Here is a 25334-nt window from a genome sequence, read left to right as displayed (position 1 = left end):
GTCGAGGGTCATCCCCAGAACGGTGGACGTTGAGGAGGTCGACATGTCGACTGCGAATCCGGCACCTCGCCGTCGTGACCCTGAGGGGCGCCGGCGTGCCATGCTGATCGCCGCGGGCGAGATCATCACCGAAGCGGGCACAGCCGCCTTGACCCACCGTGCGGTAGCGGCCCGCGCGGAGGTATCCCTCGGCTCCACGACGAAGTACTTCAGTTCGATCGATGACCTCCGCGAAGCCGCCCTCCAGTACCTCGCACAAGAGATCGATCAGGAGCTGGCGACGATCGACTTCGCCGGCATTGCGACGAACCCGGAGCACGCGGCGGCGGAGTTGCACCGGTTTCTGTGCGACCGGCACGCAGTGCACGCGACGATCGCATTGCTGGCCTCGGGAGCAACCGATCCGCAGCTACGCAGCCTGGCACGGCGTTGGGACGACCGCTTCATCGAACTCCTCACCCCGCACATCGGCCACGCCCAGGCAACCGCGATCGCCGTCTATTTCAACGGTGCAACCCTGCATGCCGGCCTCGACGAAGAACCGCTGAGCCGCGACGCGCTGACCGCGGTGATCCGCGCGCTCGTCGCCATGCCCGGCCCAGTCACAACCACGCAGGAAACGAACCCATGACCACCACACCACCACCCCACACCGCACCAACGTCCCTGCATGCTCCGCTGAGTCGGGCCCGCCGCTGGGCCGCCCTCGCCGTCCTCACCGCGAGCCTCTTCGTGATCACGATGGACATGACGATCCTGCACATCGCGATCCCCGAGATGTCAGCCGAGCTGCAACCCAGTTCCGATCAGCAGCTCTGGATCATCGACATCTACTCGCTCCTTCTGGCTGGCCTGCTCGTCTCTTTCTCGGCGATCGCCGACCGCTGGGGGCGCAAGAAGATGCTGCTGATCGGCTACGTCATCTTCGGTGCCGTCTCGATCCTCGTCCTCCTCGCCAACAGCGCCGAAGCCGTCATCGCTATCCGCGCCCTGCTCGGCATCGGCGGAGCCATGATCATGCCGATCACGCTCTCCTTGATCCGGGTGATCTTCACCGACCCCAAGGAACGCGCCGCCGCGCTGAGCATCTGGGCCGCGGTCTCCATGCTCGGCGCCGCAGGCGGGCCACTCATCGGTGGCCTGCTCCTGGAGCACTTCTCCTGGCACGCGGCTTTCCTCGTACACGTGCCGCTGATGGTCGTCGCCATCGTCGCGGGCGCCTTCCTCATCCCGGAGTCTCGGGTTCCGAACCCTGGACGTTGGGACGCCTTCGCCGTAGTGCTCTCGTTCGCCGGCATGACGCTGTTGGTGTGGGCGATCAAGATCTTCGGCAAGGAAGCCAGCCTCCTGGTCCCCCAAGCAATCACCGCGTTTGCCGTGGGGGCGATTCTGCTGGCCTGGTTCGTCGTGCGCTGCCTCCGCAGCGACGCTCCCCTGCTCGACCTGAGCCTCTTCCGCAGCCGCATCTTCTCCGCCGGGATCATCGCCGCCCTGGGCTCGATCTTCGCCATGATCGCCATCCAGATGCTGATCGCCCAATGGCTGCAACTCGTCAACGGCGCGTCCCCCATCGAAGCGGGCGTGCGCATGCTGCCGGCCGCGCTCGGTGCCGCGGCCTCCGCGCTGCTCGCGCCGTTGGTGGCCCGCGCCATCGGAGCACGCGCCGTCCTCGCGGGCGGCATCTTCGTGGCAGCCGTCGGCTTGCTCCTCATCGGCGTGCAGTACGGCACACTCACCGTCATCACCGTGCTCGTCGCACTCGCCCTCGTCGGCGCCGGGACCGGGTCGCTCGCGATCGGGTCGGCCATGATCATGATGGGCACGCCAGAAGCCAAAGCTGGGAACGCGGGAGCCTTGGAAGAGACCTCTTACGAACTCGGCGCCGTACTCGGCATCGCGGTCATCGGCACCATCGCCGCCATGTATTACCGTTCCGGCCTCGCCGGAACGGATGTGGTGGCCGGTCTGGATCCAGTGCTCGCCGACCAAGCCAAGGACTCCCTCGGTGCCGCAAACGCCATCGCTGGCGAACTCCAGCTCCCCGACCTCGCCCACGAAGCCGGCACCGTCTTCACCGACGCCCTCCAGACAACCGGGCTCGTTGGCGGCTGCATCATGATCGGCGTCGCCGCGCTCGTCTTCTTCGTCACACCCAAGGGAACCAACGTCACCGGAAGCTCACACACATAGCCGGATGCTGGCCACATCGCTATCGGCGGCGGCAGCCGCGGCGGGTCAGCCTTCGAGACGTGCGATCTCATTGGCGACAACAGATGGATCGAGCTTGGCGAAGATCGGCGTGGGCTTGGTGACCGGCGAGCTGTCACATTGGTCGCCCCGAGCCTCTGTGTAGCTACATATTGGGCAGGTTCCTTCGATATATCGGTCTGGAAGTGTTCGACCGTTGGACGGACTGACCGCGCCCTGCGTGGCCCGCTCGACAACGTATCCGTTGCGTCGGCAGGTCCGAAACAGTTCTTGGACTACACGGTAGTGATTTCCCGTCGTTGTCCTGTGAACAGGTCATAGGACATGCCAAGATCCACGAGATCCCGGACGATGGCAGCGTTGTTGGTGTCAGCTAGCTGACGGGGCGATATACCCTCTGCGTCAGCAGTCACAAGGATGGGGGTGCCGTGCTCATCAGTCCCGGACACCATGAGGACGTCGTGCCCGGCCATTCGCATGTACCTACTGAACACGTCGGAGGGAACGCCGAATCCGGCTACATGGCCGATGTGACGGGGGCCGTTGGCATACGGCCACGCGACAGCCGACAGGACGCGAGCCATGCCGAGAAGCTCTAGTGTGTCGGCGGAGATCCGTGCACGACGCTATGCGTCAGTCGTGGAGTGGCGGGAGCCGCAGATCGCGTAACGGGTTCCCGCCGTCGATCAACAACCGCCCGTTCGGGGTGAGCGCGTTGGCGATCCGTTGCAGGACGATCTCGCCAGCCTTCGGGCGCCTCCCGTCAAGGGCGCCGACCCGGACGGCGAAGGCCAGGTCGAATGGCTGCTCGTTCGCGAGAAGTTGGAAGTCCTCGGCGGCAACCTGACGGACACTCATGACGCCGGCGCGGATTTCCTTGGCGGCGTTCCTCTGGGCCAGGGCGATGCTCTTAGCGGAGCGGTCGATCATGAGAATGTGGCCACCACCGACGCGCTCGGCGACGGCCTTTGCCGCGACCCCCGGACCTCCGCCGATCTCCAACACCCGCATCCCCGGCTCGAGCGGTAGCGCGTCGACGATCGCCGCCAAGCGGGGAGACAACGTGTTCATGTCTGAGCCTCCAGGGCCGCCGGGCCAGCGACCAGGCCGAATCGGCATTGGTGGCCGCCCGCGGAAAGCCTAAGAACCCTGGCCAGGTCCTGAGAGTCGCGTGGTCACGCTGGTCGCGCCGAGCTTACCAACGTTCGACAGGACGGCCGGAGCCTTGATCCACTGTCGTGGTGTAGCGGAGCCGAAGGCCGGAGGTCAGTAGCCCTCGCCTCGGCGCACCTCGTGATCGTCGGTGGCGGCGATGTGGCTTGCACGCAGCAAGAGGCCTGCGATCGCGGCGGCGGCGAGGAGGCTACCGGTGCCGACGGTGAGGGCGGTGGAGTAACCGTTGATGGTGGCTTCGGCGCTCGAAGCATCGGCCGTGTGGGCCCTTGCGGCCATGACGGCCACGGTGTTGAGCAGGGCGACGCCGATGGCAGCGCCGAGTTGCTGAGAGGCGTTGAACGTGGCCGAGGCGGCGCCGATCTCGTGGCCGCGTACTCCGTGGGTGGCGGTGCTGGCCGTGGAGGCGATGACCAGTCCCATGCCGATCCCGGTCAACACCATGGCCGGAACCAGATAGAAGGTCAGAACGTGGGCCGAGTCGACCTCGATCCACCTCGCGATGAACAGTCCGGCCGCGGCCGACAACAGACCGCTCAATATCAGAGGCGTGGGCGAGACGCGACCGAGTAGCCGCCCGGCGATGAGCATCGAGCCCGCCAGGGCGGCGATCGCGTGGATGAGCAGCACCATACCGGCCTGAACAGGTGAGTAGCCGAGTTCGGACTGGGTGTAGTAGCTCATGAACAGGTAGAACCCGAACATCGCCAGGAACATCAACGCGACCGCGATGAATGAACCCGCGCGGGCTCGGCTGGCCAGCACCGACAGCGGCAGCAGCGGATTCGATGCGCTGCGTTCGACCCGGATGAACAGCGCGAGCAGCACGATCCCGCCCGCCAGCAGCGCGATCACGGTCGGCGAGAGGCCGGCGTGGGCTTCGATCTGGCTGACCCCCACCACGATCGCCGCTAAGCCCGCGGCACTGAGCGCCGCCCCGAGCACGTCGACGCGCCCGGTGCGGGGCAGCGGCGCCACCCTAGGAATCAGGACCGCTCCGGCCGCAGCCAGCAATGCGATGGGCACGTTGACGTAAAGGCACCACCGCCAACTCGCGAATTCGGTCAGCAACCCACCCAGAACCAGCCCGATCGCCGACCCGGTAGCGCCGACGGCCGCGAAGACACCGAAAGCTCGCCCACGTTCGGCCGGGTCGCTGAACGACACCGACAACAGGGACAGCGCGGCCGGCGCCAGCAGCGCAGCGAACACACCTTGCAACGCCCGGGCGCCGATGAGCACCGCCGGGCTCCAGGCAAGTCCACCGATGAAGGAGGCGCCGGCGAACCCCAAAAGGCCAACGACGAACGCGCGACGATGGCCGATCGCGCCACTGACCCGACCACCGATCAGCAACAGACCGCCGAATGCCAGCAGATAGGCGCTGATGACCCAGTGTCGCGTTTCATCGCCCAGCCCCAAGTCCGCATGGGCCGACGGCAACGCGATATTCACGATGGTCCCGTCCAACACGACCAGCAACTGTGCCGCTGCGACCAGCGGCAAGACCCACCACCGGGTGGCCTGGCCAGCATGTGTCGACAATTCCCGCATTAGCATCCCCTATCAATGTTCGCTTATCCCTAACATCGTTAGTTTCATCTACGATAGTACTACGCTGGCCCTGCGGGGATCACGACTGGACGGAGGACAGCCAATGCCCACACGACGCGCCGAGGCCGACGCGCCCGCCCTGTCCAGCGTGTGGCTCCGCCCGGCACGCCAGGATCGCGGCGAGCCTCCGCTCACCCGGGAACGCATCGTCGAGGCAGCGATCGACATCCTCGACCGCGACGGTGCCAGCGCACTGACCATGCGGCGGGTCGCCGAACGGCTCCACGTCGCGGCGCCGTCGTTGTACTGGCATGTCAAGACCAAAGACGACATCCTCGACCTGGCTGTGGACCACGTCTTCGCCGAGATCGACACCGGAACCCCCACCGCCGAAAAGCCCTGGCGTCACCGGATCGAAGATCTCGCCCTGGCCTGGCGCTCGACCCTCATCCGACACCCGTGGGTCGCACCGGTTGCGGCAGCCCGGCCCAGCCTGGGGCCGAATTTCCTCGACCGGATGGAGACGCTCCAAGCGACCCTCCACCAGGCCGGATTCACTGGCGCCGATCTGTCGGCGGCCACCTGGCTGCTGTACAACCAGATCGTCGGATCGGCCTCCACCGAGTCGACCCTCGACATCAGCGACCACGACCGCGAACTAGGCCAACAACTCCTCCAAGACCAAGCAGACCGCTACCCGACACTGGCTCAACAGCGGTACCTCGACCATGAGGACTGGCACGCCGACTTCACCACCGGCCTGCGCTACCTGCTCGACGGCCTCCAAGCCCAACTCCGACACAGTGCCCATAACTCCTGACCGAAGCGCGGCATCCAACAGGCGGTCGACATTCCACGCAGGTCCGGAACTGAACGGCAGACCAGTCACCTCGGCGACAGGGCGGCGTGATGGGACTCCCTCTGGCGACTATCAGCCTTGATCGCTACGCCGGCATTTCTGCCCGACAGCTTGAGAATGGACTCGAAGATGTCCGCGTCATCGGTTACTGCCGTCGACGACGCGGCATTGCCTGGCAACGTCCCCGGCAGTGGCTCGGCCAGCCACGGGACGACGGCGCGCAGAACCCTCTGACTGATGTGAGGGTCGGGTCGATAGGGCAAGCCCAGGGCCTGGGCGACGTCCCAGGTGTGGATGATGGCGTTGCTGATCTGCACCTCGTAGAGGGTTGTCAACTCGACGGCGTCGGGGAAACCCTTTGGTTGGTAGAGCAGGCCGCTGTCGGCAGTAGAGGCGAACGAGTTCTCCATGAGGTGTGCCGTCTGCCGATATCCTGCTTCGAGCCCGCAGTCCCCGTAGTAGTCCACGGAAGCGCCGAGAGACGCCCTGTCCATCGGGTGGTGCCGCGTGCCGCGCAGGATTGCTTGGCCCGTGATGGCGGTCGCCACACTGACGTTCTGGTCGATGACGTGCAGGTATAGATCACCCACGTCGCCGGTTGTGCTCGGCACTGGTCGCCGGAGATCGCCCTGAGTCACCTCGGACAGGAACGCCGCGAGATCCTCCGTCAGGGTGTGCAGAATGGATACGTCCACGGCGCACCCTCGCTTCCTACGTCAGCGGTCTCGGCATCGCGACCGAGTCCCGGTGAAGTCTTCAGATGACGGTCATTCGTGGACGGCGACTGAACGCGGTGCACGATGAAAATACTCTACCACGGTAGATGATTTGAGAGCGACGGTGTCTGTGTCCGACGAAAAAGACCGGTCAGCAGAGGAGCCGGACCTGGCCGCGCTGCTGGCTCGCCTGTTCCCGAAGCTGGTGGCACTGGAGGAACCGATTCTGCGTGAGGCCGGGTTATCGATGTGGGAGTACGCGATCGTCACAAAGTTGGCGTCGACGGAGGCCATCCCCCAGGTCGAGTTGTCGCGCCGGACGAACCGCGACCCCACCCGCCTCGGCCGGCACCTCGACGACCTAGCCGCCCGCGGACTCATCGTCCGCGCCCGCGGGAACGACCAACGTCAGCGGACCGTTCGCCTGACCAGCAGCGGGCACTCCGTGTACACGAAGGCCAAGCGGGCTATTCGAGCAGTCGAGGACGAGCTACTACATTCCACCCTCTCCACGAGTGATGCCGCGCAACTGCGGCACCTGCTCGCCCAGCTCACGGCTGAGCGGTGAGCCGGGGACGTCTAACTGAACGCACGCCGGAAGCACCGACGACGCGAACGTGCCACCAGAAGACCAGGGGAACGACAACGAGTTCGAGCACCAACGTGGCAACGAACACGGACTGAGGCCACCCGGCACGAAGGCGGGGCCGAGGACGATACCCGCCAGCCCCGAGGCGATCGCCACCGCGCTCCGGGATGGCGCGGGCGAGTGCCGACCGTCCCATCCGAACCGGGCACACACGAGACAAGGAGGTGACTGGCCTGGACGGCATCGCGTAACTGACCGGATGGTATAGTTACTAAGGAGGTTGATGCCGAGAGATCGAGGAGCGTGCGGCATGAAGAGGTGGGCATTGCTGGGATCGGCGATCGTGATGGAGGTGATCGCCACGTTGTCGCTGCGGGCCTCGCAGGACAGTTGGCTGTGGCTGATCACGGTGGTCCTGGGTTATCTCAGCGCCTTCGTGCTCTTGGCCCTGACGTTGCGCGAGGGCATGCCGGTCGGAGTGGCCTACGGGATCTGGGCCGCCTGCGGCATCGCGGCAGTGGCGATCCTGGCCAAGTTCATCTTCAACGATGCTCTGACCTGGATGATGGGTGCCGGTATCGCTCTGATTATCGGTGGCGTGTTGATCATCGAGTTCGCCGGCGGGACACATTGAGATGGTGGGGTCATGAGACCGAGCAAACGCACCAAGCTCCTACAGGCGGCCCTGAGGCTAGCAGGTGACGTTGGGATTCGTGGCTTGACCATCGACGCTGTCGCCACGGAAGCCGGGGTGACCAAAGCCGGGGTTCTGTATCACTTCCGCCATCGTGATGACCTCATCACCGCGGTCCTCGATCACATCGCTGATGCCTGGGAGGAGCAGGTCACCGAGGTGCTCGGCACCGACCCCGAGGATGCCACCGTGACTGAACGCGTGGTCGCCTTCATCACCACCGCCGCCACGGTCCCGCCACCAGCGGCGGAACTGGCAGTGCTCATCGACGCAATGCGCTACCCAGAAAGCCAGCGCCGCTGGCGCGCCCTCGTACGCCGATGGACCCACGACCCGGACCAGCCACTGTCGACCGACCAGCGTCTCGCACTGCTGGCCGCCGACGGGCTCTGGCTCAACAACACCACCGCCAGCACCGACCTGACCGCCGAAGAACGGCACGCCGTCCTAGCTCGCATTCGTGAACTTGCTGCCTCAACAGCGCACGAGCACGGCCCGGCGCCGGACCGACCGGCACTCAAGGGCAAGCAGAGCACTCAAGCTCAGAACGCCGAGCACAACGAGGAATGTGTTGAGCGGCACTGAGGTTTCTGATGACGGCGTCAGCGTGGGTTCTGAAGTGGGGTGACGATCAAGGCCCCACTCCGGGGTTCGGGGTGGGGCCTTGATCAGGGTCGTGCCGGGATGGTCAGATTCGGGACGGCGTGGTCATTCTCCGGTGTTCTCGGTGACGGCGGCGCGGGCGGCTTTCTCGTCGACGAGGGCTTGTTTGCGGGCGAACGCCGCGGTGAGGGCGAGGACGGCGAGGTTGTTCACCGCTCGTGGGTAGCCGCGCGAGGCGTTATGGATGACGGTGATCGCGTCGTCGGAGAACAGGGTGTCGTCCCGTCCGGCCAGGCGCAGGTGGTGGGTGATGTAGTTGCCGGTGTCCTCGCGTGGCATCCCGGCCAGGGTGCAGCGCATCCCGATCCGCTGGTCGAGCGCGGCGAGCACGCCGAGTTTGAGGCGTTGGCGCAGGGTGGGCTGCCCGACGAGCAGGGTCGCGAACGGTGACCCGGAGTCCATGTCGTGGTTGGTGAGCATCCGGACTGCTTCGAGTTGGGCGGTGTCGAGCAGGTGCGCCTCGTCGATGATCACGATCGGGGTGCGGCCCCTCTCGGCGTGTTCGGCGGCGAGTGCCTCGGCGGCCTGTGGCGCCAGGGTGGCGGTGTAGAAGCTGGGTGTGCGTCCCAACGACGAGACGATGTGGTGCAGCATGCCCCGCACCCCGACCGAGGGGTTGGGCAGGTAGGTCGCCAGATGCCTCGAGGTATCCAGGGACGTGGTGGCCGCGCGGATCGCGACGGTCTTGCCGGCGCCGACTTCTCCGGTGATGACTCCGATGGCGTGTTGTTCGACGCACCAGCAGTCCGCACGACGGCCTCGGTGTGGCCGGGATAGCTGTGCAGCATCCCGGGTGCCAGGTTCCGCCCGAACGGCATCCGAGTGAACCCGTAGTGCGCCTGCAACCGCTCAACACTCACCGCATGCTCCCCTCGGAGCCCTCGGAGCCCTGGTCGTGGAGGGCGTCGTGGATGCTCAGCTGTCCCGGCAGTTGGGCGGCGGGACCGGCGTTGACGAGGTCGGTGTAGTTGATCCGCTCTGCCTCTGCGATTTGGCGGTGGTGGATCTCGGCGGTGAGCTCGGCGTAGTTGATGCCTGTGGGCTCCGGCGTTGGCGTGGCTGGCGTCTCCGGGCGGGCCTTGGGGTGAGCGTGACGGCCAACGGTGTGCCGCACCGCGGGTCCGTAGCTTCGCCCGTCGTATCGGGCCTCGATGCGGGTCAGATCGAACGGATCGAACACCAACTCGACCTTATGCCCGACCAATGTGGCGTCGACCTCGTAGACGTTGTTGTGCAATGACACGGTCGCGGTCTTGGTCACCCGGCGCTGCGCCGACCAGAGGAACGCCTCGGTCAGGAGGTCCCCCACGGAGTCCAGTTCTTCGTCCGTATTGGACTCGTGGCCAGCGGCGATCCAGCCGAGTTTGCCGCAGCAAGCGACAAGGTTGCGGTCTTCGAGATCAACTCCCCGGCCGCGAGATGATGCAGCCTCACTACAGGACCACCGGTCACCCATCGTCGCATCAGCCTTTGACGTCTTGCTCAGGCACCCATCTGGCTGGTCATTCTGGCGTAACTGGTTGTGAGCAGGTCGTCACCGATGGCCGACACGATGAAGGGTCCGAATCTGATGGCCAGACAGTCCAACTCCGGGGCGCGCCACGCCGAGCGTGACGCGAAGCTGGAAGCGCTGCACGAGCGCCTGGCCGCCGCGGTGGACGGGTTGGTATCGGGCGAGGACTGGCAGCGGACGGTGGAGTTCGCAGCGCGGTTCCGGACGCGGTCAGCTGGCAGGACGGGCGTATTCGAAGTCCGTGAAATGCTCTACTCTCGGCTCAGTGCTGACGGTCGGCGGCGTAGTTCGCGCACTGGCCTTTCGCGGTGGTGGTGTGGCGGTTGATGCCCGCGATTCTGAGTCCGAGAACCCCGGCGAGCATGGCTGGCGCGTCGGCGGTGGAGCAGCTGCCGGACGATCATGGCGAACGTCTCGGGCAGTTCGAGGGCGTCGGCTCCGACCTTCAGCCTCGTGCCTGCGTCGGTGACGATCACGTCGTCGGTGGTCAGAGCGATGATGCGCACCAGCGGCTGGGCGTAGAGCAAGATCAAGGTGCTGGCGATGCGGTCGACGGGATCGAGGTTGTCGTCGCGGACCAAGCGCTGGTCGATCCGCCAACGTTCTTCGGCGTCGGTGGGCGCCTCAGGCGTGCCCCTCTAACCGACAAGCAGGACAATCGACCTGGGTAGGTGCCGGCGCTGGCGCGCCCAGGTCAGGAACGGGCCGACCTGCCAACGGACAGCACCGGGGCCGGCGAACCGTAGAGACCCGAAATTCGCAGGTTCACCCTTATGCGCAGCTCCCAATGCGATGGGCAACACGAGACCCTAGATGACAACGTCGTGAAGCAAATCAAGAACCGACGCAAGCACTGCGTTACGCGATTCGCGCAGCCACAGCAGACATAGTTCGACAGAGTCGTCCGGCAAGCCGCCCAACTCAAGGTACTCAACTCCATCTATGCCTAGCTGAGTCACCGACGCCGGAACGAAAGCCACTCCACGTCCACCGGCAACGAGCCAGACCATCGTCAAGGCCTGGCTTACTGAGTGGATGACATTCTGGTGCGAGATGGGCACCAACCGCACCACGAGATCGTAAAAATAGTGCGCTTCCGTGGAAGACGGCATGATGAGCGGTTCGTTGGCGATGTCGGAGGCGAGAACCCGGCGCCCGAGGTAAGCGAGCCGGTGCCCGCTCGGTACCGCAAGCAAGAGCCTCTCACGGGCAAGGGGCCGAGAAGCGAAGACCCTCTCGTCGAACGGCGGCCTCGCGAGACCGAGCTCGATCTCACCGGCGGCGAGTGCATCAATCTGCTGGCGGGTCACGAGTTCGAAAAGGTCGATACCCACGTCCGGCAGCGCCTGTTCGATCACATTCAGAACCGTGGTGAGAGGCCCTAAAGCTGACGTAGCCGTAAACCCGATCCGGATGATGCCCGCAGCACCGTCCGCGATCCGGCGCGCGAGGTTGGGAGCGGACTCCGCCAGCGTGAGTAGACGACGGGCCTCCGTCAGGAACGCGATACCGGCCGGTGTGAGCACAACCTTGCGGTTGTCGCGGTCGAGCAAGCGCACCCCAACCACACGCTCGAGTTTCTGGATCGTCCGGCTAAGCGGTGGTTGCGTCATCTGCAAACGATCAGCGGCCCGACCGAAGTGCAACTCTTCGGCGACCGCAACGAACCCGCGCAACTGCTGAAAGCTGAACACGGCACCGCTATCGGAGGTGGATGTGGGTTTGGTGGGGTAGGTGGTTGATGTGGGTGCCGAGGTGGATGGTGTAGGTGCCGGGTTCGGTGTGCCAGCCGTTGTTCCAGTGCGCGAACGTCCGCGCGGGTACCGCGATCGTGGCCGACTCCTCGGTCCCGGCATCTGCTCGTATGACGGCGTGTCCGGCCAACCATCTTCGTGGGCGGTCGATCGTGGTGTCCTCACGGGACAAATAGAGCTGAGCGACGTACTTGCCGTCCCGGTGCCCGGTACTGCGTACCGTGATGGCCACTTCCAAGTCCTGCCCAACGCTAGCCGTCTGCGGCACCTTCAGGTCCGTCACCTCCCAGGTGGTGTAGCCCAGGCCGTAGCCGAAGGGGTAGGCGGGTTTGGTGCCGGTTTTCAGCCAGGCGCGGTAGCCGATGTGGATGCCGGCGGTGTTGTAGTGCCGGGCAGCGCACCTCATTCATGAGAACCGTCCTCCCAGTCAGCCGGTGGGGTATCGATTTTCGCATGGCCAAGCTGTCCCCGCGGTAATCCGCATTACCGCGGGGACATACTCACAGGGATCTCAGAAACGCAGCACGACCGAGACCAGACATCAATGCCAGTGAAACATTGTCGAATTTGTCGAAGCGCGCACCGACCTCAGCCAGCACAGGTTTGGCAATCTGAAGGTTGGAACTAGACCCACCGCTGATAGCACCGATACCAAACTCCACTGTTCCACTGGTTGGCAATTTGTCGACATAGGACAACACTCGCCATTGTGTGTCGCCTGGCGGGTCCTCGACCTGAGCGCCAAGTTGACTGGTCCACAACACCGCGCCGGTGTCAGTGTCCGACGGTTTGGCGTAACAGGCCAGATACACATACTTTCCGGCCAACTCCGGATGTTCATCGACGTCCAGGACGAACCCGAAGATGTCGCTCGGGCCGGCGTCCGCAGTAATCTCCCACGTCGGGAACATGCGATACCGCTGAGCCGATCCGCTTAGCGTGCCGCCGCCCTGCGTATGCACAACGCTGAACTCGGAAGGTGGCGGACAATAGTTCACCTGCTCCACACCTTCGATCGACGTCTCATGGAACGAGTTCACCAAACCCTCGAGTTGATCAATCTCAAGCACCTCGAAGTCAGCGTCCGGACGCTGCACACTCGTAGAACGGATTGACACGTTGCGTACCAGGTACGACGGCGTTGCGCTCGGGCCGAGCCGAACCAGGCGTCGAGTTCGGGGAGCTGGTGGATTCTCCACGCGGGTGTCGACTATTTCCAATCCGCCACTAGCCGAATGACAGACGACGAAGTATCCGTTGTCATTGGGAAGCCCGATATTCTGGTTCACCAGGTTGTTGGAGATCCGGATCGGTCCGGCCTCTTGTAAGTGGGTGCCGATCACGATGTCGGCGTGAACTGACTCATCCCGGTCCTTCAGCTGGTGGGGTTCGGTGCAGTTGACTTCGAAATAGCAGTCAGACACGTCCAGGCCACGTAGCGAGCCTTCGACGAGAATCGCGGGTCCCCAGTTGCCTTCGATCGTGCAGCCACGGATGTGCACCAAGAGCCCGCCCATACTCTGCGGGAAATAGATGGCTGGTCCTCGGCTCTGCCGCAGCAAGCAGTTCACGATATTGACGCTGTTAAGGTTGTTGTCCAAGGACCGAATCGCGCTACGGCAGTGGAGGATAGAGCAGGTCTCAATGGTATTGGACCACCCGTATCCGAAGTAGATGCCCGCTCCGTCTTCTCGTGAGAAGCTCTGAATCACCAGGTCCCGGAAGACCGACCGGGTGAGGTGGCCACGGATTCCGTACGTCACATTGGTGCCACCGCTGGGACGTATGCCCGCCACTAGGTACAGGTCATGGAAACGCCATCCATTGGCGATCCGATTCCTGGTTGTATCGAACCAGAAGATGGCGTCGATGACGTCATCGCCGTCCATCCCCTGGATGCAGCTGTGACGACCGTCGCCGAACACTCGCAGAGGTCGTTTCGTGGGGTCGAGGATGATCGGCTCTGCAATGGTGTAGAGCCCGGCCGGGAAATAGACAGACAAACCGAGCGCGCCACCATTCCGCACGGGCTCGCCGGTAACCTGCGCGTAGTCCACGGCGCTCTGGATTGCAGGAGCGTCGTCGACTGAGCCGTCACCCTTGGCACCAAACCAACGAACACTGACTGGCCCGGTGAACTGGCGAATGAATCGCGTGCCGTGCGTGGACACCACGATGGTCCCGGTGTTGTCTTGTGACGTCGTATCTGAGGCATCGACGACGAACAGGCCTTCTTGTCCCGGGTCGGTGACAGCGTACATCTCGAACGCCGGTTCACTGTCCATGGCCCGCAACTCGGCGATAGTGATGGGCTGAACCTCTCCGCCTGCACTATCTGTTGCGCTGGCCGTTGAAGGATTGGCCAGACTCAATGCCGCAGCGACACCCGTTGATGCGCCGGCCGCAGTGAGAAAACGCCTACGAGCTAGCTGCCGCTTGCCGTCGCCCTCAAGACGGTCGCTTCCGTCATCGACGCGCATCGGCGCACTTGTCGTGGTTTTCCGACTCTTTGCCATAATGGACACTCCGTTCGAGATTCCCGGCCAGCCCTGGCTCGCGGGAAGTTCGCTCACATGTCATGACGTCTCTCGGATCGTGAAGACTCTAAACGCGACCTCATTTAGCCATTTGTGTCGTTTTCATGTCTTTCTGCCTGCCTAGCGGAACACCGAGTTGCAGTGTCAAGCCGTTCTTGTGACTTCTTATCGCGTGTCGGCTGCGTCGCTGTTGTTGTCACCTCCTCGACGTAGAGTTCTTTGCCCCCTGGCGACGAGCGCTGTCGCAACGCCTGGACGTCGATGTCCTGGACAGAGCACCGATGGCGGGCGGCATGCGCGGCGGCAACGTCGGCGGACTCTCCCAGGACGCAAAGGTCGATTCCATGCGGGTAACCGCGTAGGCGATGTGGGTGGCGGACAACGCGACGGCCACACCCATCTGTCCGGTGCTCGCGTCTCGGCACGCGTAGCGGCGGACGGGATAGGTGTCTACACCGTAGAGCGCGAGTCCGATACCGTCGTCGACAGTGGTCTGATTCAACACATCAACGTGAGTCAATCTGTACCGCCCACGCATCCGCCGAGCCACCCGGACGTACAGCTGGTGTGGCCGAAACACCCGCCTGCTGAAGAAACCGACGACGCCCTAACATGGGCCGATCATTCATGGATTGGCTCCGTTCGCTCGTCGTTCTCGCACTTGCCTTGCCAGAGGCCAACGTTCCTGGCATTCGACACAGACACCGATCTAGCCCGGATCTCGACCTTCACACCGGCGAAGGTCGAACGTGAGACTCACCCAGTGACAGCACTCACCCAAGCCACGGCTGGCGCAACAGAGACACGCCTCCCGCACGAGTCAGGCCGAGGACGACCACATCCGGCTTGAGGTAGACGTAGCGGCCATGAACTTGTGTGGTCGAACATAGGGCCTAGGCGTTAGGATGTCAAGAGTCGGAGAGCTTGTAGCCTGATGGCGAGACGGTCGGACCTGGATGGTCAGTGGGAGGAAGTGTCGTGCCTGACGTTGACCTGCAGCACTTGCGGAGCGACCGCCCTCCCCTTGGCGCTCGGCTATCTCAGCTCATCATCGAGTGGATCCGAGAGGAGCAGCTCACCGACGGCGACCCCCTGCCGTCGGAAAAGGAGTTGGCCGAGAAGTTCGGCGCCAGCATGCGTGTCGTCCGTGACGCGTTGCGCCTCCTCAGTCAGCACGGAGTGATCCGCACCAGCCAGGGCCGACGGGCAGAAGTTAGTGAGCTGCGGCCCGTGGCCGTAGGAAGCTACTTCCGGCTCATGCTCGACTCGCACGACGGAGCGCTTCGCGATTTCGTCGAATTCCGCACGGTCCTGGAGGTCACCGCGGCCGGGCTTGCGGCGGAGCGCGCGTCCGACGCCAACATCGACGCGCTCACGGATGTGCTCGATCAACTGGAGAAGCTAGGAAACAACCGCATCCCTGAGCGCGCCGAGCTTGACCTGGCATTCCACGTCGGGATCGTTAACAGCACTGACAACCAATTCTTGAAGGCCACGATGGAGGCGCTCGCAGAGGTGCTCACCACCGAGCGGCAACGCAACCTCTCTACCACCGAATCTATGGGCATGACTCACGATGAAAGCGACCGCGAGCATCGCGAGATCCTCGCCGCACTTCGCACCCGAGACTCCGAAGAGGCAGAACGGCTCATGCGGTCGCACCTTGATCGGGTACGTCGCAACATCCTCACCTGGCTTTCGCGCGGCTGACGCGCTGCTGAGATAGATCGATCCCCAAGTACCCATCGGCGAGGTGCCATACCACCGCGGCAGCGGACCAATTCATCGTGCGACGACGTTAGCGACGGGAGTTGTCAAATGATCAACTCGCCGTCTTGAACAACCAGGCACCCGCCCTGCCAGACCTGCCTGATCGGCCCGAGGTGCGTTGTGCTGTCATCAATCACTCCCGCCAACGCAACCAGGTCAGCAACCTTCCCCAACTCCACGCTGCCGACGGCAGTTTCCACCCCGAGTGCCTCCGCAGCCCCGAGCGTGGCCAGTCCGATCGCCTGACTAGCAGTCAGGTCGAGAGCTTCCATACCGCATCTTATGGTCAGGCGAAAAAGATCAAACGGAGTCAACCGCACCCCAGCGTCACTGGCCAGCACCAGCCGAGCACCCGCGGCCAGCATGTCTCTGGCCCAGGAGAAGTCATCGCGAAGATTGCCGGTGTCCGAGTTCTTCCGCGCTACGAGTTGTAACGCGTCGGTATGATCCGCCCCGTCAGACAACAACCCTCGCTGAATGCCGGCCATTGTCAGCACAACGTGTATCCCTCGCTCAACGATCTCTACGACCGATCCGTGCGCGACCTTCAGAGTCCCGTCTGGCGCCCGCCACGAGCAATGCTCGATGGTGTCGACCCCGGCCGCCGTCGCAGCACGGATCGCTTCAGTGCTGTGCGCGTGCGCAGCTACCTGACACCCAGCCGCGTGCGCCGCACCCACCACGGCCCGCAACTCGTCATCGGTGAACTGAGGAGTCAGAGGGTCCGAACCACTGGTCATGTTGCCACCACTGGCCATAATCTTGATCAGATCCACACCCCGAGCGCGTCGCCGTTGCACCGCAACGGCGATCTCGGCAGCCGACGCGACGGCGCCACCACACCAGTACAAGTGACCGCCCGGTGTGGTGATTGGGGGGCCCGCCGCCAAAATCCGTGGACCCGGCCGACGGCCAGCGGCAACCTCATCTCGCAGCCACAACGTCACGAATCCCTTGTCACCACAGTCTCGAACAGTGGTGACCCCTCCACGGAGACACTCGATCGCGTGCCGAGCTGCCACCTCCCCCAGCGTGTCAAGGCCTGCGTTCTCCACGACACTTCGCGTAGAGCCATGGTCGTCACCGTTTCCGAAGACCAGATGTACGTGTGCGTCCACGAATCCGGGCATCACTGTTGAATCGGTCAGATCTACTACGCTTCCGGAATCACTAAACCCGTCTTGCCATGGCGAAATCTCCACGATGGCGCCGTCCGCGACCCTGACCGCCATATCTCGCTGCGGAGCTTCTCCGTGGCCGGTAATAAGCGCGCCACACCTCAGCCACCGACCAGACCGCTCGACGCGCATTCCCTCAGCCATGAACGTACAGCCGTTCAAAATTGCCACCCATCACTGCGTGCTGCTCATCCCGGCTCCCCTGCCCCACTATGGTCATCGTGGGCTCAAGTGAATCCGAGTATCTGAACGACGTGGCGCACAGCGGCCAATCAGAACCCCAGAGCACACGATCAGCGCCGAAGGCCTCAATCCCAGCGGAAATGAAGGCCGACAAATCGTCAAATGGCGGGCCAAGCTCGGAGAAGAAGGCGGCATTCGGGGTTTTGACCCACACGTTGTCGCACGCAGCCACCGCCAATACGGATTGGAACTCCGGGCTGGAGACTCCAGCCGCAACGTCAGGAAGCCCGAGGTGGTCAAGCAGGAATGTAGTACCCGGGTACACCGCAGCCAGGCGTGGAACCGTGGACAGCTGGCCCGGCGCTACGTGTAACGCGACAGAAACACCTGCGCGGGCAACCACTTCCCAGACTTGCCTCGCAGCGCGCTCGAACAACAGCTCTGCGTCTCGGCGCCCACCGATATTAAAGCGAATGCCACGCAGCCCGGACGCAATCTCTTTCTCCAATCGCCGAGCTGCCTGCTCGTCGGAGATATCCACCCGGCCAACCGCGATCAACCGCTCAGGATGGTTACCGGCGGCACGCAGCGACGCTGTGTTATCCCAACCCATTGCACCCGGTGTGATAACTGCGGCTCGGCCGACGCCAGCACTATCCATGGCGTCGAGCAGATCAGAAGCCTTGCCGGACGCCGATGGGGCGACGAGAAGGTCCGGATGGTTCGGGGGATCAGACCATACGTGGACGTGTGCGTCGTTGACCGCTCTGACCTGTGCCATGCCTACCCGGCCACTCCTATAAGATCGATTCGATGCATTAAACTTAGGTCCTAGGCTTTAGGATGTCAAAATAATGCAGAACCCCCAGAACGGAGAACGAGATGGGCACCGCCACCGCCGCCGTCCGGCTGGCCGATCTCACCACCGAAGATGCCGCAGCGGCGCAACAGGTCGCCAAAGTCGCCATCCTCCCGGTCGGCGCCATCGAGCAGCACGGACCGCATCTGAGCGTCCTGACCGATGCACGGATCGCAGAGGCATTCGCTCACCGACTCGGAACCGAACTCGGCACAGACGCGATCATCTGCCCACTCATGCCGTATGGCCTCTCCGAGCACCATGAACGGTTCGCCGGAACACTCACCCTCACCCCGTCAACCTTCATCGGCGTGGTACTCGACCTCGTCGCCAGCCTCAAAACGCAAGGCCTGGCCAAGGTCATCGTCGTCAACGGTCATGGCGGCAACGTCGAAGCACTCACGCTCGTTGCTCGCCGCGCACGCAGCGAGTTCGATGTCCTCGTGGCTTCGATGATGTGGGCGAAACTGGCTAAAGACGTCTGCGCAGAAGAAGCTGTCGGCCCCGCATATGGTCACGCCTGCGAGTTGGAGACCTCCCTGGCCATGGTCCTGGCACCCGAACTCCTGAAAGTCGACCGAGTCACCTCGGCGGGGGTCCGTTCCGACATATATTCCGACTCAGCCCCACACGGCTACGTGGACGTCGCCGTCCGATTCGACGAGCTCACCTCGGACGGCGTCTACGGTGATCCGACTCAGGCGAGCCCTGAAATCGGAGAACGCATCCTCGACACCGCAGTGGCACGAGCGTTGACGTTTAGCCGGCACTTCATCCGCACTGGCGTCACCGGCTCAGATTTGGCTGCGCCGACAGCGGCTTCGCCTGAACAGAGTAGGGATTCGGAGGGGTCATGCGCCGAACAAAGGCGGCTATCGCACTAGCAGTGGGCATCATCGGCCCGGGCGCCATCGCCGAGCACCATGTCGCCGCCATCCGTGCGGCAGGTGCCGACGTCGTATGCGTTGCTGGTCCCGATCCGACGGACTTCGCCGCGCGGCACAACATCCGCTCCGCCTATCGTGACGTAGACGACTTGCTTTTGCACCCCGGCCTGGACGCGGTTGTGGTCGCCTCACCCAACGATCTCCACGCTCGGCACACGATAGCTGCGCTACAAGCAGGTTTTCATGTCCTATGCGAGGTACCCGCCGCCACGACGATGACCGAGGCCCAAGACGTCGATCGGACCGCGCGCCTGGTGGGCAAGCATGTCTCAGTGGCCCAGACTCTGCGCTTCTGTTCCCCTTTCCGTGCTGTACGAGACCGTATCGATGCGGGCACGCTCCGGGTCCGGCACCTCATCCTTCACCAACTGCTCGACCGGCGCACAAACACTGGCGTCGACGGTCGGGCGCGAGACTGGACCGACAACGTGGTCTGGCATCACGGCAGCCATCTGGTCGACGTTGGGTTGTGGCTGCTGGGCACCGACGAAGCCACTGTCCACGGCACCGCTGGACGAGCCGCTGCGGCAAGTCCACCTCCGCTTGACGCAGCTGCCGTGCTCGCCACGCCCGCAGGTGACCTGGCCACCATCGCCATTTCCTACCGCAGCCGCGTGCCGTGCCGTGAAGCCCACGTCATCGGTGACGAGGCGACGCTGCGTATCCGGCACGGCTCCCTATTCGATGGCGAGCGCGAGCTTATCGTTGGCAGCGGTGACTCGGAGATGGAGCGCCGTGCCCTGCAATTACAAGATCGTGAGTTCCTGTCGGCGTTAGCCGACGGCCGTCGTCCTCCGTGCAGCATTTCCGAACTACTAGCGACCTACCGCCTCCTGGACAAGATTCAAGCCGCCGACAACGACCCTCATCCATCACGGGAAGAAACGTGACGCGAACTCGGAGAATGCCGTGACAGAAGTAGCACTCGAACGCGTCGACGAGCTCCGCGTGCGACTGGGTGCGCTACCAAGAGTCAAGCTCGCCCACCTGCCCACCCCGCTCACTGCGTGCCCCCGCCTGTACGAGGCGACGGGGGCGAGGGTGAGCATCAAGCGGGACGACTGCACCGGACTCGCATTTGGCGGCAACAAGGTGCGCCAGCTTGAATTCGTTCTTGGCGACGCGATCGCCTCCGGAGCCGACTGTCTCATCCAGGGTTCGGCATCCCAATCCAACCATTCACGCCAGCTCGCTGCGGCCGGCGCTAGGCTTGGACTCGACGTATTTCTTCTGCCCAAGCAGGACGAACGTAGCACGCCCGTCCAAGGCAACCAGCTCGTCAGCCACCTGCTAGGCGCCACGATTCTCCCCATCGGTGCTAGTGAAAGCAGCACTGAGCGCAAGCGCCAACTCGCAGACAGCCTTCGTGCCCATGGCCGAACTCCCTATGTCGTCGGCATGGGTGAAGACCGCGCGCTCGCGCTCGCCGCGCTGGCCTACGTCGAGGCGCTTCTCGAGATAGTCGAGGCGTCGAACGACACACCGCCGGACGTCATCGTCACCACCTCGCAAGGCAGTACCCAGGCAGGACTCCAGCTGGGCTGTCATCTGCTGAATCTGCCCACCAAGGTCATCGGCATCAACCCAATGCCACCGGATCACGAGGCTTACATCTCGCCCGCGGGAATCGCCGATCTGACCAGGTCCGCGGGCGCGCTGCTTGGCCTGCCCTGCACACTGACCGAGACCGACATCGTCAACTCCACCGAATATGTCGGCCAGGGCTACGGGATCCCCACAACTGCCGGTCTCGCCGCCATCAAGCTCCTAGCGTCCACCGAAGGCATCCTCCTTGACCCTGTGTACAGCGGAAAAGGCTTCGCTGGTCTGCTCGATCACCACCGCACCCACGCGACGTCGCCGGACGCTCGCCTTGTGTTCGTGCACACCGGCGGACTCCCCGCCATATTCAGCTACGCGTCCGATCTGATCAACGACGAACAGGGGTAGCGGCCGATGAACGACCACCCAGTGAACGGAGAGCATCGGCGCAAGCGCGTCCTCATCGTCGGTGGATCAGGGCGGGTCGGGCAGCTGGTGACGCCTGCGCTCGCGGAGCACCATGATCTCCGGCTTCTCGATCTGACGGTGCCGCCGGAGCCTGCGCTTGGCGAGTTCATCCGCGGCAGCGTCACCGACTTCCCCACCGTCCGTGGCGCAGCACAGGGGCACGACGCGCTCGTCTACCTCGCGATGGGACGCCACGACGGATGGAACGCCAGCGCCGAATGGGAAGTCAGCCACTTTGACGTCAACGTCACCGGCCTCCATCTGACGCTGCAGGCTGCGGCGGAAGCCGGCGTCCGCCACGTGGTCTACAGCAGCAGCGGCAGCGTCTTCGCAGACTACAAGAACGTCGATCACCCAACACATCCAGAGCCGGACGCCTACGAGGTTTATGGATTGACGAAGCGGCTCGGCGAGGAAGTATGTGCCGCAGCCGCGCGCCGCCACGGCATCTCGGTCATCGCACTGCGTCTCGTCGGTCCTATGTCTGACGACGAATGGCGCGCAAGCGACGGTCCACATCGCGACGTGGTCACCTCCGGCAGCGACGTGGCGAACGCGTACCTGGCTGCCTTGAAACATCCCCGACCAGGCTTTCGCGCCTACGTCGTCTCCGGCGACGTTGATCGCCGAATCATCGACTGGAGCGTCACACACCGAGACCTTGGCTGGCGCCCACTCGCCCGCAGGCATTAGGAATACAGGCAGGCGGACGCACGGATTGATCTGTTCGCCATGAGTTCGCGTGTCAGCCTTCTACGTGCGTTGACCGGTGCACCAACGCGCGGCCAAGATAGGCAGCGGCCGACTCCAGCTCGAACTCCTCCACCAGGTCAGCGACGGTTCGCTGGTCAGACTCACTGGTCAACAGGACGGAACCGAGTAGGCCAGGATCATGGATGTACACCTCAGGCCCGTACTTCCGCTTCATATCGCGGAGCTTCTTCCCGTGATAGTCAAGGTGAATGACGATGCGATCCAGGTTGATCCGAGCGGTGATCTCGTCATGGTAGTTCGTGGTATTAGCAATCGTGTGCCCGACAGGCGAAATGATAGCCGAAGGGGCGGGTGGATAAACTGCGGCAGGCAAGTAGGCCCCGGTTGAGTACGCCCACTGCTGCTGCCGGAAGCTGCCGTGATATGCCGAGGAGAAGAGCAGCAGGTCAGGCTCGGCAGCCACATATGTGGCCAGAAGCCCGTCGAAATTGAGATCGAAACAGATGACGCAGGCAACCTGACCGAAATCGAGCTCGAACACCTGGGCCTCAGTGCCGTAGAGAGTTCCGCGCTTCTCGTACTCGTCTATGGTCAGATGATTCTTGTCATAGGTACCCAAGATCGTTCCGTCACGGCCGATCAGCTGGAGCGAGTTTCGCCACCTGCTGTCAGCGTCGAGGCGTTGCGCGGGATAGGTCAGGTAACACACGTGCGCTGCGGCCAGCTCAGCAAGGGCATCCCGAACTCTGTTTCCACGGGCCAAGTAGTACTCCGGTTCATCGTCTCGGCCAGCAAGCCGATCGCATAGCTCCGGCAACACAATCAGATCCGGCCGATCCGGCAGCACCCTCGAGATCCGATCCCGCCAATGGCGGATCACCCGGTCCACCGCCTTTCCGTGCGGCACGGATGTCTCGACGGCCAATGGTCACGCCGTCACACAACTCACGTTCACTACACGCACGGTGGATCCCTTTCCTAGAATCCCGGGTCGAGCCGCGGCCCCCACTCAGGGTTGGAGCGTAGGCGCTGATGCAACTCGGCGAAACCGGCAGAGCCGTCATCATCGTGGAGATTTAGCCGAGTCTGGCTAGCCTGAACCGGCACGTTTCGGTTCTCGCGACAATCACGCCACAGCTGTTGCATGTTCGCGTAGTGCCGATACCGACCATCCCCCAGATCGAAGGTCAGAATCCGCCTGGGGATCGGCACTTCGTCAAGCGCCCCAAGGCGATACTTCTCCATCGCCGCCTCATCAACTGTGACACCTAATCCGGGTGCCTCTGGCACCCGCGCTAGCCCTTTGGCGATTTCGATAGGAACTGCGATCAGATCGTCCTCAAGAGTGTTCATGCCCGTCACCATCGGCCACGTTGCGTGACTGAGCACAGCTCCAAGGTGCAGGGCGAACGCCGTGGTTAAACCGCTGCCTACTACCTGCAGCCAGAACCCCTTGTTGAAGCTGGCGGCTAGGTTCCCTTGCCGCATCAGCCCAGTAACGCCCTTACCGAACACCACGAACACATCGACCGAATCATCTCGCATCCAGACCGGAAACAGGTCCGCTCGAAAGTGCTCCGCGAGCGGCCGCGGTAACTGCCCTCGCAGGTGTGCATGCCCAAGCACGTCGTTCTGCTGAATAGGGCTTTCAAATAGGCCCACACGGGGCCACCTGTCAAGCTCGCGCAGTACCGGCAAGGCTTCCGCGGGAGTGCGAAGCATGCCGTTCCAATCCAGGTCGATCAGGTAAGACTCCGGGGTGACATCACTAATCGCCTCTACCTGTTCCCGCACGTCGAACCAGGGGCGCACCTTGATTTTGTGCGCCATGTACCCTTCAACCAACGCATCCCGTGCCTCCTCGGCAAGCAGCTCAGGCGGCATTTTTGTGTTCCACCAGGAAATCGGGCACCAGTCACGGACCTTCGGATTGTTGAGCAGCCGATACATGGGCACCTCGAGCGCCTGCCCGACGACGTCATAGAGGGCCATCTGCAAGCCAGCGCCCAGAGAGTCGTTGCCGAGGTGCGCCGCCGGGTTCGTGCCAACTACTTGGGCCATCGCATCATCGGACACACGCTGCCAGGTGTAGTGCACAAGGGTCTCTCCATAGCCGACGATAGACGGCGAGTTGGTCGACACTTTGATTATCTCGATAACGCCCCATTGGCCGACGAGCAACTCGTTCCACGGTTTGACTCTGTCCCTAAACGGAACATTGATCATAATCCGTTCAACGTCGGTAACCTTCAACGACACGTCGCCGCCTCCTCAGATAGCAACACACTCATAATACTCACGAGGCCAAGTGCTCCTTAACTGCTACCTGGAGCACTCTCCAGAGAGAGTGTGCCACATTCCTCAAATATCCGAGGAACATCTACCGGAGTCCACCTTGGTCAGGAAAGTGACCGGACCGACGCCATACGGCCTGACCGGAAAATTCCACGGAATGACCTCTAAGCCAGCCTGCTGACGAGATTCCTCAGCTCAGCCAGCTCAGTGCCATCAAGATCCGTCAACGGCGGTCGCACCGGCCCGGCGGCGCGACCAATGACCTTCATTCCCGCCTTGATTATACTGACGGCATACCCTGGGAAGCGACCCCGTAGCTCGCAGTAGGGAATAAAGAAACTCTCTAAAGCATCAAATACCGAGGCGTCGTCTCGACGTCGCACCGCAGCGTAGAAGTCCAGGGCATACTTGGGAAGAAAGTTGAAGATCGCCGATGAATACGTAGTTAGGCCTAGGCTCAAGTAGGGCAACGCGAACATCTCAGCAGTGGGCAGCCCTCCGATGTACATTAGGCGGTCCCCGAGCCGGGCATATATGCGCGACATTTGTTCGATGTCTCCGACTCCATCTTTGAAGCCAACGAAATTGGGACAGGCGTCGGCCAGCCGCGCCACGACGTGGTCTGAGTATCGGGCATTGGCACGGTTATAGAGAATGACACCTAGCTCTGTTGCCTCACATACCTCGCACACATACCGCTCAAGCCCATCTGGTCCGCACTCCGTTAGGTACGGAGGAAACAGCAACACGCCGTCAGCTCCGACCTGTTCAGCCCGACGTGCCATCTCCGCCGCCGTTGCACTGCTATACCCGGCCGGCGCGACAACTGGCAAGCCATCAGGGGTTTCCTGAACCGCAGCCGCAACAACCCTCTCGACCTCGTCGAGTGTCAAAGAAAAGAACTCACCCGTCCCGCCCGCAGCGAACAGGCCTGCCGCACCATGCTCGGCTAACCAGCCAGTGTTCTCCCGATACGCCCTCTCGTCGAACGAGAGGTCTGCAGCGAAATGAGTGACCGGAAACGACAACAAGCCCTTTCCCAGCAGATCGGCGAGAACAGGCGGCGGCATGGCGGGCAAAAGGATCTCCTCGTGGGTTCATGGACGATCAGTCCCTTC

Annotated in this window: 24 protein-coding genes and 3 pseudogenes; 11 read left to right on the top strand and 16 right to left on the bottom strand. The window is 63.2% G+C overall.

All coding sequences use genetic code 11. The features are described from left to right. Positions 1-43 precede the first annotated feature (43 nt). The gene (locus G8760_RS15535) at positions 44-631 is read left to right on the top strand and encodes a TetR/AcrR family transcriptional regulator (protein ID WP_166352685.1); all 588 of its coding nucleotides are present in this window, start codon (positions 44-46) and stop codon (positions 629-631) included. After that, positions 628-2190 carry an MFS transporter gene (locus G8760_RS15530; protein ID WP_166352683.1) on the top strand — a complete coding sequence of 521 codons (1563 nt, stop codon included), beginning with the start codon at positions 628-630 and terminating at the stop codon, positions 2188-2190. The genes G8760_RS15535 and G8760_RS15530 overlap by 4 nt, the downstream gene beginning before the upstream one ends. A 125-nt stretch (positions 2191-2315) precedes the next feature. Here G8760_RS15530 and G8760_RS15525 read toward each other — a convergent pair. The 3 genes and pseudogenes from G8760_RS15525 to G8760_RS15515 form a co-directional block, all read right to left on the bottom strand. Further along, a pseudogene (locus tag G8760_RS15525) lies at positions 2316-2792 on the bottom strand (class I tRNA ligase family protein); the annotation flags it as partial. 49 nt (positions 2793-2841) lie between these two features. After that, positions 2842-3279: an SAM-dependent methyltransferase gene (locus G8760_RS15520; protein ID WP_166352681.1), complete on the bottom strand. Its 438-nt coding sequence runs from the start codon at positions 3277-3279 to the stop codon at positions 2842-2844. Positions 3280-3474: 195 nt separating this feature from the next. Then, positions 3475-4935: an MFS transporter gene (locus G8760_RS15515; RefSeq protein WP_166352679.1), complete on the bottom strand. Its 1461-nt coding sequence runs from the start codon at positions 4933-4935 to the stop codon at positions 3475-3477. 103 nt (positions 4936-5038) lie between these two features. On the opposite strand from G8760_RS15515, the gene G8760_RS15510 reads away from it, so the two are divergent. Continuing rightward, positions 5039-5755 carry a TetR/AcrR family transcriptional regulator C-terminal domain-containing protein gene (locus tag G8760_RS15510; protein WP_166352677.1) on the top strand — a complete coding sequence of 239 codons (717 nt, stop codon included), beginning with the start codon at positions 5039-5041 and terminating at the stop codon, positions 5753-5755. 65 nt (positions 5756-5820) lie between these two features. Here the strand turns inward: G8760_RS15510 and G8760_RS15505 are convergent, their stop codons facing one another. Beyond that, positions 5821-6489 (bottom strand): DinB family protein, encoded by a 669-nt coding sequence (locus tag G8760_RS15505; protein ID WP_166352674.1) that lies wholly within the window; start codon positions 6487-6489, stop codon positions 5821-5823. Between the two features lie 145 nt (positions 6490-6634). Here G8760_RS15505 and G8760_RS15500 point away from each other — a divergent pair, with 145 nt between their 5' ends. The 3 genes from G8760_RS15500 to G8760_RS15490 all read left to right on the top strand — a co-directional run bounded on the left by G8760_RS15500 (position 6635) and on the right by G8760_RS15490 (position 8378). Beyond that, positions 6635-7078 carry a MarR family winged helix-turn-helix transcriptional regulator gene (locus G8760_RS15500; RefSeq protein ID WP_207782392.1) on the top strand — a complete coding sequence of 148 codons (444 nt, stop codon included), beginning with the start codon at positions 6635-6637 and terminating at the stop codon, positions 7076-7078. A gap of 331 nt (positions 7079-7409) precedes the next feature. Next, a complete protein-coding gene (locus G8760_RS15495) occupies positions 7410-7733 on the top strand; it encodes a DMT family transporter (protein WP_166352668.1) in 324 nt (107 codons plus the stop codon). Positions 7734-7745: 12 nt separating this feature from the next. Next, positions 7746-8378 (top strand): TetR/AcrR family transcriptional regulator, encoded by a 633-nt coding sequence (locus G8760_RS15490; RefSeq protein ID WP_166352666.1) that lies wholly within the window; start codon positions 7746-7748, stop codon positions 8376-8378. Positions 8379-8501: 123 nt separating this feature from the next. Here the strand turns inward: G8760_RS15490 and G8760_RS15485 are convergent. From G8760_RS15485 to G8760_RS31130, 7 genes and pseudogenes are all read right to left on the bottom strand, one after another. After that, a pseudogene (locus tag G8760_RS15485) lies at positions 8502-9316 on the bottom strand (ExeA family protein). Continuing rightward, positions 9313-9753 (bottom strand): annotated as a pseudogene (locus G8760_RS15480) (Mu transposase C-terminal domain-containing protein); the annotation flags it as partial. The pseudogenes G8760_RS15480 and G8760_RS15485, both read right to left, overlap by 4 nt. A 467-nt stretch (positions 9754-10220) precedes the next feature. Further along, complete coding sequence (locus G8760_RS15475; protein WP_166352662.1) at positions 10221-10550, bottom strand: hypothetical protein; 330 nt, start codon at positions 10548-10550, stop codon at positions 10221-10223. A gap of 228 nt (positions 10551-10778) precedes the next feature. Continuing rightward, a complete protein-coding gene (locus G8760_RS15470; RefSeq protein WP_166352659.1) occupies positions 10779-11663 on the bottom strand; it encodes a LysR family transcriptional regulator in 885 nt (294 codons plus the stop codon). Between the two features lie 7 nt (positions 11664-11670). Further along, on the bottom strand, positions 11671-12129 hold the full coding sequence (locus tag G8760_RS15465; protein ID WP_166352657.1) for a fibronectin type III-like domain-contianing protein: 459 nt from the start codon (positions 12127-12129) through the stop codon (positions 11671-11673). 94 nt (positions 12130-12223) lie between these two features. After that, a complete protein-coding gene (locus G8760_RS15460; RefSeq protein ID WP_166352655.1) occupies positions 12224-14239 on the bottom strand; it encodes a right-handed parallel beta-helix repeat-containing protein in 2016 nt (671 codons plus the stop codon). Positions 14240-14456: 217 nt separating this feature from the next. Next, positions 14457-14840 carry an FAD-dependent oxidoreductase gene (locus tag G8760_RS31130; RefSeq protein WP_166352653.1) on the bottom strand — a complete coding sequence of 128 codons (384 nt, stop codon included), beginning with the start codon at positions 14838-14840 and terminating at the stop codon, positions 14457-14459. 398 nt (positions 14841-15238) lie between these two features. Between G8760_RS31130 and G8760_RS15450 the strand changes: the two genes are divergently transcribed. Next, on the top strand, positions 15239-15970 hold the full coding sequence (locus G8760_RS15450) for a FadR/GntR family transcriptional regulator (protein ID WP_166352651.1): 732 nt from the start codon (positions 15239-15241) through the stop codon (positions 15968-15970). 104 nt (positions 15971-16074) lie between these two features. Here the strand turns inward: G8760_RS15450 and G8760_RS15445 are convergent, their stop codons facing one another. Both G8760_RS15445 and G8760_RS15440 read right to left on the bottom strand, forming a co-directional pair. Then, complete coding sequence (locus tag G8760_RS15445) at positions 16075-17160, bottom strand: amidohydrolase family protein (protein ID WP_166352649.1); 1086 nt, start codon at positions 17158-17160, stop codon at positions 16075-16077. Positions 17161-17344: 184 nt separating this feature from the next. Next, positions 17345-18172 carry an amidohydrolase family protein gene (locus G8760_RS15440; RefSeq protein WP_166352647.1) on the bottom strand — a complete coding sequence of 276 codons (828 nt, stop codon included), beginning with the start codon at positions 18170-18172 and terminating at the stop codon, positions 17345-17347. Between the two features lie 101 nt (positions 18173-18273). Here G8760_RS15440 and G8760_RS15435 point away from each other — a divergent pair, with 101 nt between their 5' ends. Genes G8760_RS15435 through G8760_RS15420 form a run of 4 tightly spaced genes read left to right on the top strand, consistent with a single transcriptional unit; the run spans position 18274 to position 21900 of the window. Continuing rightward, positions 18274-19134, top strand: coding sequence for a creatininase family protein (locus G8760_RS15435; RefSeq protein WP_166352644.1), 861 nt, complete (start codon positions 18274-18276; stop codon positions 19132-19134). Next, positions 19104-20087 (top strand): Gfo/Idh/MocA family protein, encoded by a 984-nt coding sequence (locus tag G8760_RS15430; RefSeq protein WP_166352642.1) that lies wholly within the window; start codon positions 19104-19106, stop codon positions 20085-20087. Before G8760_RS15435 ends, G8760_RS15430 begins: the two co-directional genes overlap by 31 nt. A 19-nt stretch (positions 20088-20106) precedes the next feature. Continuing rightward, positions 20107-21147 carry a pyridoxal-phosphate dependent enzyme gene (locus tag G8760_RS15425; protein WP_166352640.1) on the top strand — a complete coding sequence of 347 codons (1041 nt, stop codon included), beginning with the start codon at positions 20107-20109 and terminating at the stop codon, positions 21145-21147. A 6-nt stretch (positions 21148-21153) separates the two neighbouring features. Continuing rightward, a complete protein-coding gene (locus G8760_RS15420; RefSeq protein WP_166352638.1) occupies positions 21154-21900 on the top strand; it encodes an NAD-dependent epimerase/dehydratase family protein in 747 nt (248 codons plus the stop codon). A 52-nt stretch (positions 21901-21952) separates the two neighbouring features. Here G8760_RS15420 and G8760_RS15415 read toward each other — a convergent pair whose 3' ends face one another. The 3 genes from G8760_RS15415 to kdgD form a co-directional block, all read right to left on the bottom strand. Then, positions 21953-22801 (bottom strand): carbon-nitrogen hydrolase family protein, encoded by an 849-nt coding sequence (locus G8760_RS15415; protein WP_343074412.1) that lies wholly within the window; start codon positions 22799-22801, stop codon positions 21953-21955. Positions 22802-22899: 98 nt separating this feature from the next. Next, complete coding sequence (locus G8760_RS15410) at positions 22900-24180, bottom strand: mandelate racemase/muconate lactonizing enzyme family protein (RefSeq protein ID WP_207782391.1); 1281 nt, start codon at positions 24178-24180, stop codon at positions 22900-22902. Positions 24181-24380: 200 nt separating this feature from the next. Then, positions 24381-25286: a 5-dehydro-4-deoxyglucarate dehydratase gene (kdgD, locus tag G8760_RS15405; protein ID WP_166352782.1), complete on the bottom strand. Its 906-nt coding sequence runs from the start codon at positions 25284-25286 to the stop codon at positions 24381-24383. Positions 25287-25334: the final 48 nt, after the last annotated feature.

Source organism: Phytoactinopolyspora limicola (assembly GCF_011320225.1).
Classification (GTDB): Bacteria; Actinomycetota; Actinomycetes; order Jiangellales; family Jiangellaceae; genus Phytoactinopolyspora; species Phytoactinopolyspora limicola.
The sequence above is the reverse complement of the archived record's forward strand: the minus strand, read 5'-3'. Positions and strand labels throughout refer to the sequence as shown.

What these genes read in the sequence shown, in the direction of transcription:
- G8760_RS15535 (WP_166352685.1), top strand. Translation starts at nt 44, where the DNA reads ATGTCGACTGCGAATCCGGCACCTCGCCGTCGTGACCCTGAGGGGCGC.
- G8760_RS15530 (WP_166352683.1), top strand. Translation starts at nt 628, where the DNA reads ATGACCACCACACCACCACCCCACACCGCACCAACGTCCCTGCATGCT.
- G8760_RS15520 (WP_166352681.1), bottom strand. Translation starts at nt 3,279, where the DNA reads ATGAACACGTTGTCTCCCCGCTTGGCGGCGATCGTCGACGCGCTACCG.
- G8760_RS15515 (WP_166352679.1), bottom strand. Translation starts at nt 4,935, where the DNA reads ATGCGGGAATTGTCGACACATGCTGGCCAGGCCACCCGGTGGTGGGTC.
- G8760_RS15510 (WP_166352677.1), top strand. Translation starts at nt 5,039, where the DNA reads ATGCCCACACGACGCGCCGAGGCCGACGCGCCCGCCCTGTCCAGCGTG.
- G8760_RS15495 (WP_166352668.1), top strand. Translation starts at nt 7,410, where the DNA reads ATGAAGAGGTGGGCATTGCTGGGATCGGCGATCGTGATGGAGGTGATC.
- G8760_RS15490 (WP_166352666.1), top strand. Translation starts at nt 7,746, where the DNA reads ATGAGACCGAGCAAACGCACCAAGCTCCTACAGGCGGCCCTGAGGCTA.
- G8760_RS15465 (WP_166352657.1), bottom strand. Translation starts at nt 12,129, where the DNA reads ATGAGGTGCGCTGCCCGGCACTACAACACCGCCGGCATCCACATCGGC.
- G8760_RS15460 (WP_166352655.1), bottom strand. Translation starts at nt 14,239, where the DNA reads ATGGCAAAGAGTCGGAAAACCACGACAAGTGCGCCGATGCGCGTCGAT.
- G8760_RS15445 (WP_166352649.1), bottom strand. Translation starts at nt 17,160, where the DNA reads ATGCCCGGATTCGTGGACGCACACGTACATCTGGTCTTCGGAAACGGT.
- G8760_RS15440 (WP_166352647.1), bottom strand. Translation starts at nt 18,172, where the DNA reads ATGGCACAGGTCAGAGCGGTCAACGACGCACACGTCCACGTATGGTCT.
- G8760_RS15435 (WP_166352644.1), top strand. Translation starts at nt 18,274, where the DNA reads ATGGGCACCGCCACCGCCGCCGTCCGGCTGGCCGATCTCACCACCGAA.
- G8760_RS15430 (WP_166352642.1), top strand. Translation starts at nt 19,104, where the DNA reads ATGCGCCGAACAAAGGCGGCTATCGCACTAGCAGTGGGCATCATCGGC.
- G8760_RS15420 (WP_166352638.1), top strand. Translation starts at nt 21,154, where the DNA reads ATGAACGACCACCCAGTGAACGGAGAGCATCGGCGCAAGCGCGTCCTC.
- kdgD (WP_166352782.1), bottom strand. Translation starts at nt 25,286, where the DNA reads ATGCCGCCGCCTGTTCTCGCCGATCTGCTGGGAAAGGGCTTGTTGTCG.